Annotated in this window: 10 protein-coding genes and 1 pseudogene; 6 read left to right on the top strand and 5 right to left on the bottom strand. The window is 60.9% G+C overall.

Annotated features, from left to right (window positions below):
* The first annotated feature begins 418 nt into the window (after positions 1-418).
* Together P3T16_RS33330 and P3T16_RS33325 are read left to right on the top strand one after the other, a co-directional pair.
* Positions 419-1,201, top strand: coding sequence for a hypothetical protein (locus tag P3T16_RS33330; protein ID WP_429345446.1), 783 nt, complete (start codon positions 419-421; stop codon positions 1,199-1,201).
* A 152-nt stretch (positions 1,202-1,353) separates the two neighbouring features.
* The gene (locus P3T16_RS33325; protein WP_429345445.1) at positions 1,354-1,962 is read left to right on the top strand and encodes a hypothetical protein; all 609 of its coding nucleotides are present in this window, start codon (positions 1,354-1,356) and stop codon (positions 1,960-1,962) included.
* A 25-nt stretch (positions 1,963-1,987) separates the two neighbouring features.
* Here the strand turns inward: P3T16_RS33325 and P3T16_RS33320 are convergent, their stop codons facing one another.
* Positions 1,988-2,194, bottom strand: a complete 207-nt coding sequence (locus P3T16_RS33320; protein ID WP_429345444.1) for a helix-turn-helix transcriptional regulator — start codon at positions 2,192-2,194, stop codon at positions 1,988-1,990.
* A gap of 434 nt (positions 2,195-2,628) precedes the next feature.
* Between P3T16_RS33320 and P3T16_RS33315 the strand changes: the two genes are divergently transcribed.
* The 4 genes and pseudogenes from P3T16_RS33315 (at position 2,629) to P3T16_RS33300 (ending at position 3,873) form a co-directional block, all read left to right on the top strand.
* Positions 2,629-2,907, top strand: coding sequence for a hypothetical protein (locus P3T16_RS33315; RefSeq protein ID WP_429257944.1), 279 nt, complete (start codon positions 2,629-2,631; stop codon positions 2,905-2,907).
* 162 nt (positions 2,908-3,069) lie between these two features.
* A pseudogene (locus P3T16_RS33310) lies at positions 3,070-3,195 on the top strand (ester cyclase); the annotation flags it as partial.
* Positions 3,196-3,283: 88 nt separating this feature from the next.
* Positions 3,284-3,454 (top strand): hypothetical protein, encoded by a 171-nt coding sequence (locus P3T16_RS33305; protein ID WP_429257943.1) that lies wholly within the window; start codon positions 3,284-3,286, stop codon positions 3,452-3,454.
* A 104-nt stretch (positions 3,455-3,558) separates the two neighbouring features.
* Entirely contained in the window at positions 3,559-3,873 is a 315-nt protein-coding gene (locus P3T16_RS33300) for a hypothetical protein (RefSeq protein ID WP_429345443.1), read from the top strand.
* A 192-nt stretch (positions 3,874-4,065) separates the two neighbouring features.
* On the opposite strand, the gene P3T16_RS33295 is transcribed toward P3T16_RS33300, so the two are convergent.
* The 4 genes from P3T16_RS33295 to msbA form a co-directional block, all read right to left on the bottom strand.
* Positions 4,066-5,361, bottom strand: a complete 1,296-nt coding sequence (locus P3T16_RS33295; protein ID WP_429345442.1) for an O-antigen ligase family protein — start codon at positions 5,359-5,361, stop codon at positions 4,066-4,068.
* On the bottom strand, positions 5,358-6,491 hold the full coding sequence (locus P3T16_RS33290) for a glycosyltransferase family 9 protein (protein ID WP_429345441.1): 1,134 nt from the start codon (positions 6,489-6,491) through the stop codon (positions 5,358-5,360). The genes P3T16_RS33295 and P3T16_RS33290 overlap by 4 nt, the downstream gene beginning before the upstream one ends.
* A 276-nt stretch (positions 6,492-6,767) precedes the next feature.
* Positions 6,768-7,895, bottom strand: a complete 1,128-nt coding sequence (locus P3T16_RS33285; protein ID WP_429345449.1) for a glycosyltransferase family 4 protein — start codon at positions 7,893-7,895, stop codon at positions 6,768-6,770.
* Between the two features lie 37 nt (positions 7,896-7,932).
* Entirely contained in the window at positions 7,933-9,711 is a 1,779-nt protein-coding gene (msbA, locus tag P3T16_RS33280; RefSeq protein WP_429345440.1) for a lipid A export permease/ATP-binding protein MsbA, read from the bottom strand.
* Between the last annotated feature and the right edge of the window lie 207 nt (positions 9,712-9,918).

The raw sequence follows: 9,918 nt of genomic DNA, 5'->3' as shown, positions 1-9,918 counted from the left end.
TTACGTTAACGCGGACCGGAATTATCAAACTTGATTGGCCGGGCCGGTGATCTGGGCTTCAGAGAAGAGAAAACCGTTTCCACACGCCCTCGGCCGAACTCGGCCTTTCGACGCCGTACTGAAATTGCGCAAATGGTCATTTTGACATTGCAAGCATTGCTAGTCCTCATGCACCGCAGCGCCGCGACTGCGATCAGATCCTAAATGTGTTGGCCGATTCGCTAGAACCCGCGCCCGGGGTAACGGCGAAGTGCTGGCCGCGCTGCGCCGGGCGCAGGACGGGCGCGACGATACATATACACGTGCGGACCAGCCCGCTGCGGGTGCGAATCGTTTCATGGCATCAACGAGCAAGGCTCTTGGCGTTAATCGAGGGATATATCAAACTACGAACGAGCCACGGACACGGAGGGGCACGATGGAAGGGCACCCGATTTCGCTCGACAAAGCCAAAGAGCTCTTGGCTGGTGACCTCGGCGACGTTTACCAAGGCATTCTTAGGAGTTGCTGCGCGCCCATTTACTGGTTTGATCTCAACAGTAAGGACTTTGCGATCACACACAACGGCACCCTGACAATTGTGCAGACGCCGAAGAAACTGCTCGGCGTCACCGCTGCACACGTTCTGCGTCAGTACGAGATCGACCTCAAGAATGGACCATGTCGTGTTCAGTTGATGAACGAGGTAGTCGATGACTTGCTTGAGCGCGTGATCGACGTGTCCGACAAGCTCGACGTAGCAACCTTTGCCTTGGATGAAGACCTTGTGAAGCGTTTGGGCAAGACGCCGCTGGGGGTTTGGCCTCCCATGCCACCCCAGGAGGGCAAAGGCATCATGATCGCAGGGTATCCAGCGGTCGAGCGGGTCGAATCCAAGGACTTCACGGTGGACTTCGGGCTCTTCACAGCGATTGGCGTTGCTCGAACCGTAACAGATATGCAGATTACATGGCTTATGGAACGGGACTTTCTACTTGCGAAAGCGAATATCCCGGCGCCGCCGCCCGAGTATGAGCTTGGCGGGGTCAGTGGCGGACCGCTGATAAGCTGGTTTGAGAGTGAAAATTTCGTCAGCCACCACTGCTTATCGGGGATCGTGATCGAACATCCAGACTACAAGAACAACAAAGATATGCCTCCCATCGAGCGGCTAATAGCAATCCGTGCGGACTCGATTTCCGAGAGCGGCAAGATCATTTAGGTCGCCTGAAGCGGCCGATGCGAAACACCTAGTTGAGGCGGCAACGCGCGCCGCGTAACGACCGACCGCCGCCGCACGCTAGCTGGCCTAGACCGATGCAGTGCAACGCGCGTGTTACCGTATTGCAGCGCAATAACTCAAACCACACCGCTATGAAAGCATCCGACGTAGTCAAGCAAATCCAGGAAGCAGTAGGCGAGGCGGAAAAATCGGGGATCAAGGAACTACAGATTCCCAATCTGAACGCGTACCTTTCCAACGTGCTGACGACAGCTCTTGAACAAGAACGCGACGGGCCATCAATGACGGAAGCTCAGGCAACCCATCAGCTTGAAGTCTGGAAAGCTCAGCTATCCGCACACTCAACGATGAGCGTCGAGATGTTCAAGTCTGCAGTCGAAGCAGGCCAGACCGCATTGAAGTCTGCAATTTTAATAAATGGAGGAGCTGCGGCGACCGTGCTCGCGTTTGCTGGCAACGCGATTACGAAGGGGCAGATACTCCCCGGGATGCCCCTTCTGACACATATAGGCGCGGCACTCCTATGGTTCATGTTCGGACTAAGCGGAGCAGGGATTGCGACGGGATTCCGGTACTTGTCGCAGTTCGCCTATAACTTGTCGAACGGGGGAGCGCCTCGCTGGAAAAGCGCCGGCACCGCCGGCAACATCATCTCCATTTGTCTCGGCGTTGGATCCTTTGTCGCGTTTTTCCTAGGCGGCATGGATGCGTATCACGCTATCGTCCTTCCCGCCACGTAGGCCAACTTGCTGATCCATCTCGGGCTTACGATGCCGCATGCGCGTCGACCCAAGCGTGGACGTCAGCAGCGCGCCAGGCGGAGACATTCTCGGACAACTTGATTGGCGCGGGGAATTTGCCGGCGCGCACCCAGCGTTTTAGCGTCGCCTGCGAGACCGGCACGATGTCCAAGACGTGCCACTGGCGCAACATCGCCGCATTCGCAGATTCGGGAGATTTGTGGTGAATCACGTGAGCCTCATATTGGTTCAGTATGAGATGGACTTTATTGTCACGACTCAACATGACCCCGCATGACCTCACAAGGAGGGTCACAAAATTCTGCTTAAATACGTGGGCCACCAGTGGGGATGTCTCGCAAGGTAGCCACGCACTCAATTGGTAGCCAGACTGGTAGCCAACGATCAAAACGCAGCAATATCACAACCTACTCAATTGATTTACAACGATATTATTTTTTTAATACGAGCAGTACGATATCGTCTTGATGTGAGGTTCCGCGAAGCGGCGCAGCGTTGACTCACGCACAGACACCCCATCCGATTCCCAACAGTTTTTTATTGAGATGGTTGGCAGAACGCCAAATTCGTTCTACAGTAATCCTCAGACGTAAAAGCAAAACAGGTCACCGACCAACATAAACGAAGCGTCATGGGGGGCAACACATGATGACCTTGATCGACCAGGACATCGCGCACATCACGCGCGTGATGCGGCCATCGTTGCACGGGGATCTCGGCGGGCCCATCCTGCCGCCGGCCTACTGGCGAAAGCGCCTCCACCGGCTACTCGACGCCGAACATCTTTCCAAAGCCCAACTCTGCCTGATCGACAGTCTGCTGCTGCAACTGGACGAGTTTGTCAGCAATGGCATTCCAGGAAGCACGGCCACGCCGGCGCCTGATCACACAGCGATACCGCACGAACTCGTCAGCCACAGCTAGAAAGTCGCTGTCGCTGGGGTTGCAGTCCTGCCGGTTGTCCGAACGGCCGGATGGATAATCTTCAATTTATTCTGAATAATCCTTCAACCGATGGCCCGATTATCAAACGCGACTGATCGGTAGAGAATGCGCTCGTCGTCTTTAACAACGCGTTCTTACGATGAGGGCCAGACCGGCGATTTCCAGGCGTTCGATCTGTATCGCGTGAAAGATGGCCGGATTGTCGAAAACTGGCATCTGGAGGGCAACCTGACGCTGCAGAAGCAACTTGGCGTGATCAAGCCGTAGTTCACGGCGCGGGGCCGGTCGAGCGTCACGCGTTTGCCTGCGGATCACCTAGAATTCTTGCATGACGTTGATCAGGACGGAGGCTGCCATGGCTGAATCGATGGTCAGCATCGTAGTGGGACTGGCGGCGGTCGTCGTCGCCGTGTTGCTCGTCGCGTCGCGTTACCGGCGCGACCATCGGGCACTTCACGAACAGCACCGGGAGCGGAACCGGTTCGACGGTCACCGGCTGTGGGATCGCATGCGTCACCGGCATTGATGTCCCGGCCGGGCGGGGTTGGCCGGGCAAGGAAAGTCCCAGTCGGGAAGCCCCACGGAAAACCTGGCGACGCGCCGCTCGATGCAGCCCCAATGGAGGTAAATATGTCCGACGAACACGCACCCTGGCAGATTGTCGAGTACGAGGGCTTCGAGATTCACGCGGCGCCGGTTCCGAAGGACGCTCAGGAAAGCGAGCCGCGCCGCCAGGCCGGGCCTTACACGTATGTCGGCTACGTGTGCCATCCGGGCGCCGATCCGGCGATTCCGGGGCATTCCGTACCCTTCCACGCGGATGGCGAAGAAACTTTCGCCACCGGCGACGATGCGCTATATGAAGCGTTTCATGTTGGGCGCAGTATCGTCGATGGTACGCATCCGGATCTGACGGTGTTGCCGCTGGTGACCGGGGGGGTGTGAACGCAGTCCGGTGAAACCGCTCTAGCGGGCTGACACCTGCCTTGCCGCTCCGTGTGAAGCCAGCAGTTGTCGCGCCAGCGTCAGCATCCGTTCGTTCGCGGCCGGGGCACTGAACGTTTCTTGCGTCAGATCTGCGTGAGCAGTTTTGATACGTCGTGGTGAGCGGTGACCGATTTCGTGCGTCGAGCATTGTCATGGCCGCCGGGAACCCTGCGTGGCAGACCGCGAAGGCGGAAGGAGATGCGCCTTCTGTTCGCCACTGCCGAGTAGCAGACCGGCGAACGACCAGAAGGCGAGCATCGTTGTCTGCCACATGAAGTCGTCGGTGAGATTTTTGGCGACCATCCCGGCCACCAGCGCGATGCCGGCTGCGCTTATCCAGGGTGCAGCCGATCGAAACCGCCAGAAGCGCAGCATGAGACACAGCAGCAGCAGGCTCTGCAACACGACGCCGGGCACGCCGGTCTGCAGCCAGGTATTCAAAAACAGATTGTGCGCGTGCGTGAGGGCCTGCGGCTCAAGGCTCAGCAGGCTCGCGGGGATCTGCGCGTGGTACACCATGCCCGGCAGCGGCTTGCCGAACCCGATGCCGGTCCATGTATGCGGCTCGCCCACCGCCCCGTAGAACGCCCACAGCTTCGGACGCGTATCCGAAGAAACCGTGTCGTCGATTCCGGACAGCCGCGCCGGCACATAGAACGTATGCCCGTCCACGACGACGGCATGTTGCGTCGGCGGCGGCGCGGCATTGCCGAATCGCAGCCGCGCGCTCAGTTCCAGCGTGCCGACACCCGCGACGGCGACCGCCAGGACCAGAACGGATGCCAGCAGCATGCGCTTGCGGTACAGCGGGAACAGCGCGATCAGCAGCGTCACGGCCACGGCCGGCCAGAAGAACCGGTTGAGAGTCGCCAGCCCGACGAACAGGCAAGCGACGAGGCCCAGCACGCCCGCCAGCCACCAGCGCGACCCCAACATCAGGCCGGCGAAAAGAGGAATTGCGAATATCGCAAGCGTACTCGTGTGGCCGACGCGATTGTAGTAGTGCAGCGGGAACGTCTCCGGTGTCGGCGGCTGCAGGTGGCCCCAGTTGAGCCCGCTCATTAGCGCGAGCAGCAGGCACGCGAACCAGGTCACAAGCGCGAGACGCACTGGCTGCTCCGCCCGCGATCCAACCAGCCAGAAAGCCCAGAATGAGACGAGCGGATACAGCACTTCGTCAAACCAGGCATGCAGACTGACCTTCGGCCAGGCAGACCATGCGACAGCGCCGGCGGTCCACGCGGCCCACGCAAGCACCGGCACCATCAGCGGCCAGCGAAGCACAGACGGGCGGTCAGCCGAAAGGGCCGCGCCGAACGTGCCGATCGCCAGCACGACCAGGGCCACGTTGACGATGCCCGTCATGTGCCCGAACATCACAGCAAACAGAATGGCCGGGCAGGCGATCCAGAGCGCCTGCCCGACGCGCATAGGTGCATTTGTCATTGAATTTTCGCCAGAATACTTCGCAGTGCGTTACACACCGATTCGACTGTAAGGCGGTTCATGCAATCCGCATGATCACCATGCCACGCGACGCAGGTCGCCTCATTGCGGTCGCACCGGCGGACCCACGCGACCTCCCGACGAAAGATAAACGGTTGGTCGCGGCACGGCATATCGGGAATAGTGACGGCAACGAAAGGCGCGTCGCGCCAGTATTGCCCGGCACCGTGAATGAATGCGTTGCCCGGTCCGAACAACGCAACTGCCGGCACGCCGACGATGCGTGCCAGATGCGCGATACCGGTATCGGGACAAACGACTGCCGCCGCCCCGGCATACAGATGCCACAACTCGCCGAGCCCGAGCTGGCCGGCCAGGTTTGGATGCGACGGATCGGGATCGATGTCGCGAATCAGATTGACCTCGCCCGCGCCGCCGCTCCACACCGGAACATACCCCAGCGACACAACGAACTGCGCGAGCTCGCGCCACCGGCTATTCGGCCAGCGCTTCACGCTCGTGCTTGCGCCGGGATGCAGCACGACGTACGGACCCTGCGCCAGAGCGGTCGCATCTGGTGATGACGCACGCGGTGGCGCAGGCCAGTCCGCAGGCTGATAAGGACGGGGCGGCGGCCCGTCGACCAGTCCGGTCGCAAGGTCCGCCCATGCGGCCGGCTCGGCGGGATAGGGTAAAGCCTCGTTCACGGGCCAGTTCTTCCAGGCCGGCACGTCGCCCTCATGCGCGACGATCCAGCGGCATCTCGCGCCGAGCGCAATCCAGGAAAACCGGTTATCGCCCGCCACGATGCCCAGATCGTAAGGACCTGAGCCCAGCACGGCCTTGACGGTCGACGGATCGCGCGGATCGAACGGCATGACATCCACGTCGAACGGACGACCTGCATAGATCGGAACAATGGGCTTCGGGCAAAGCAGAACGATCTGCGCGAGCGGATGCAAGGCGCGTAGCTTCGCGATGAGCGGCGTGAGCAGCAGCGTGTCGCCGAGCAGAAGATGATGAGCGATCAGGATGCGTTGCAACCTGGCCGGTCTGCGGCGCAGCGGCTTGAGCGCAAGCCTCGGCAAGGCGCGCGTGAATACGCGAATACGTCCGGGAAGTCGACTCATCGCGTTATGCGTGGGCGGGTGCCGCGCTCGCTCCTGCTGCCTTCATGTTGCAGGACAAGGCCGCATGCGCAGGCAGGATCTCGGGTGGATTGATTCTTGTAGATCGCATCCAGTGGCACGGCGACGGTAAATGTCATAGCGGGGCATAAACCGGGAATCACGACGCCGTTGTCCGCGCTGCCCCCGGCAAAACAAGGCAGGGCGCGTTCGGCCCGGCCCTTTTTATGTAGTCTCAAATTGTAGCATGTGACCCATGACACATTGACGTGCTGGAAGTCAGCGGCGAGCGGGTCCCGCTCCGCCTCTTCTGGCATCGATGTCTTTGGCCAGCGTCAGCAGCGCTCCGACGTGACCGGCCACGCTTGCGTCGTAGAGCACGGAGCTGGCGTCCTTGCTGACGGCGCCGGCGGCTTCGGTGCTCTCCAGCCTGCGCGCGCCTGACCCGTCGGCGCGGTGTTGCGAAACGGCACGCTCGACTGCCGCACGTAGACCCGATTCGCTGTCCGGCTCGAAGATGAACTTTGCGTGCGCCGCGATCGCGTCGGCGCAACCGATGCTCGACGGAAAGATCACCGGCGTGCCACACATCACCGACTCGACGCCAACGAGACCGAAAGGCTCGTACTTCGACGCGAGAATCGTAAAGTCGGCGGCACGGTACGCGTCTTCCAGTTCCTTGACGTAGCCTATGTAGCGCACGCGCCCAGACGTCCGCTCGAGCGGACGCCCAGCGACCGCGACGACCACCGGCAGCGACGTATCGCGCAACGCCGCTTCGATCAACGGCAGGCCCTTGCGCTCATGGCTGCTCGACGGAAAAAGCAGCACGATTTCATCGTCGGCGAAGCCGAATCTGCGGCGTAGTTCTGCGCGCCGCCCGGCATCGACAGGTGCAAAACGCACGCCGTCGACCGGTGGATACAGCACGCGGATTTTTGCGTCTTCGATGCCGTAGAGTTCGCGCAACTCGTCGTCCATCAGCTTCGAATGCGCGACGATCACCCTCGCCTGCTCGTACTGACGACGCTCCAGCGCGATCTGCCGGCGATCCGAGCGGCGCGCTTCACGGCCCGTCGCGCGAAGGAAACCCAGATGTGTGCCGCCGCAGATTGCGATGTCGGATACATCGACGCGATTGCAACCGATAAGTACGTCGATCGATTCGGCGCGCCGTGCGCGCCGAATCCGCCAGGCGAACCAACTGTCGCGCAACTTGCCTGGAAGGAACGAGACGTTGACGCGGTATGGCTTGACGAGCCGGCTCTCCGGCACCGACATGTCGAACCGGCGCGCGAAAAACACTGGCTCAATGCCTAGATCCGCGAAGCCGCGCACAATATCCATCGCGTAACGCTCGAGACCGCCGCTATGTTTCAGGGCGTTGCTGGAGATGCCAATCTTCATTGTCGACGCGCGCTCGCCGACGCGCTCACGCACACTCTCATGCCGCGTCCTGCTGGAACTGGATGCGATGCAGATGCGCATACAGGCCGCCGTGCGCGAGCAGTTCGCGGTGGCTGCCCCGCTCGACGATGCGTCCCGATTCCATCACCAGAATCCGATCCGCGCGTTCGATGGTCGACAGCCGGTGCGCGATCACGAGCGTCGTGCGCCCTTTCATCAGCGTTTCGAGCGCGGCCTGCACGTGGCGTTCCGACTCGGAATCGAGCGCGGACGTGGCTTCGTCGAGGATCAGGATCGGCGCGTCCTTGTAGATCGCGCGGGCGATCGCGAGACGCTGGCGCTGTCCGCCAGACAGCATCATGCCGTTGTCACCCACGAGCTGATCGATACCCTCTGGCATCGCCGCGACGGTGTCCCACAGATTGGCTGCGTGCAGCGCGGCTTTCACGCGCTCGCGGTCCGCCGTCGTGCCGTAGGCCACATTGTTTGCGACTGTGTCATTGAACAGCACGACGTCCTGACTCACCATCGCTATCTGGCTGCGCAGCGAGTGGATGTTGTACTCAGGTAGCGCAACGCCGTCGACGAGAATCTCGCCCCCCGTCGGATCGAAGAAGCGCGGCAGCAGGTTGACGAGCGTTGTCTTGCCGCTGCCCGATGGGCCGGCCAGCGCGACCATCTCGCCAGGCGCAACGCGGAACGACACACCGTCCAGCACTGGCCGGCCTTCACCATAACGGAACGACACGTCGCGGAATTCGACCTCACCGCTCGAACGTTCCAGTTGCAGGCCACCGCCTTCGGGCTCCGCCGGCTCGTCGATGAGGCCGAAAATCAGTTCGGCCGCGGTCATGCCCCGCTGCAACGGCTGGTTGACATCCATCAGGTGCTTGAGCGGCGAGATGATCAGCAGCATTGAGGTGACAAACGCGACGAAGCCGCCGACCGTCGTCTGGTCGTTCGACGACTGCACCACCGCAATCGTGATCACGATTGCGAGCGCGATCGACGCGAGGAACTGCGTCAACGGTTGCGCGAGGCCGCCAGAGACAGTCATGCGCATCGAATAGCCACGCAGCCGCCGGCTCATTTCCGTGAAGCGGTCCGACTCGTACTTCTGGCCGTTGTGAACCTTGACGACCTTATAGCCGCCAACGGTTTCCTCGACGATGTACGACAGTTCATTCGTGAGCGCCTGGCTTTCACGGTTGAGCCGCCGCAGGCGCCTGTTGATTTTGCCGACGAGCCAGCCGATGCCTGGCAGCAGGATGGCGACGATCAACGTCAGACGCCAGTTCAGATAGAACAGGTAGCCGAGCAGGAACACGACCGTCAGCGAATCACGCACGAGCGTGACCATGACGCCCGTCAGCACGTTCAGGATCTGGTTGACCTCGAAGACGATTGCATTAATGACGGTGCTCGCGGTTTCGCGCTGGAAGAACGCGACGCTCGTGTGAATCATGCGGTCGAACATTTTCAGACGCAGTTCGAGCAGTATCTTGTTCGACACGTACGAAAGAAGGTAGCCGGACAGGTATTGCGCTGCGCCGCGCACCAGCGCAAGGCCGATCACAGCGACTGGGACAAACCATTTCGCGCGGTCGCTGCTGTGCGCGCCAAAACCGTGGTCGAGCAACGGCTTGAGCAGCGCCGGAATACCGGCTTCAGTGGCCGCCACGACACCCATCGTGACGATCCCGGCAATGACGACCCACATTAGCGGCTTGATGTACGGCCACAGGCGATTGAAAACGACGCCAGGAGAGGTCTCACCTGAACCGATTGGTTTGCTTAACGTGGGCTTCGCGCTCAAGGAATCCTCTGAGAAAGCGGATGAACATCCACCCGGAGGCGGAAGACAAAACGACATTTTAAACCGGGCAACGAATCCGCCCTTCCTTTTGCCCTCCACCGGTGTCAGACACGTGTCGCGGAAATGCGCCGCAGATCTCCGACCCGGCGGCCCGGCCGGCCCTGTGTATACTTGCGCGACGCGTTCCGGCCCTGTCCCTTTGTGCCC

The sequence above is a fragment of the Paraburkholderia sp. GAS42 genome (genome assembly GCF_050436565.1).
GTDB lineage: Bacteria > Pseudomonadota > Gammaproteobacteria > Burkholderiales > Burkholderiaceae > Paraburkholderia.
This window is presented reverse-complemented; position numbering and strand designations above follow the sequence as displayed.

Coding starts and splice junctions, on each gene's coding strand:
- P3T16_RS33330 (WP_429345446.1), top strand. CDS start 419: ATGGAAGGGCACCCGATTTCGCTCGACAAAGCCAAAGAGCTCTTGGCT.
- P3T16_RS33325 (WP_429345445.1), top strand. CDS start 1,354: ATGAAAGCATCCGACGTAGTCAAGCAAATCCAGGAAGCAGTAGGCGAG.
- P3T16_RS33315 (WP_429257944.1), top strand. CDS start 2,629: ATGATGACCTTGATCGACCAGGACATCGCGCACATCACGCGCGTGATG.
- P3T16_RS33305 (WP_429257943.1), top strand. CDS start 3,284: ATGGCTGAATCGATGGTCAGCATCGTAGTGGGACTGGCGGCGGTCGTC.
- P3T16_RS33300 (WP_429345443.1), top strand. CDS start 3,559: ATGTCCGACGAACACGCACCCTGGCAGATTGTCGAGTACGAGGGCTTC.
- P3T16_RS33295 (WP_429345442.1), bottom strand. CDS start 5,361: ATGACAAATGCACCTATGCGCGTCGGGCAGGCGCTCTGGATCGCCTGC.
- P3T16_RS33290 (WP_429345441.1), bottom strand. CDS start 6,491: ATGAGTCGACTTCCCGGACGTATTCGCGTATTCACGCGCGCCTTGCCG.
- P3T16_RS33285 (WP_429345449.1), bottom strand. CDS start 7,895: ATGAAGATTGGCATCTCCAGCAACGCCCTGAAACATAGCGGCGGTCTC.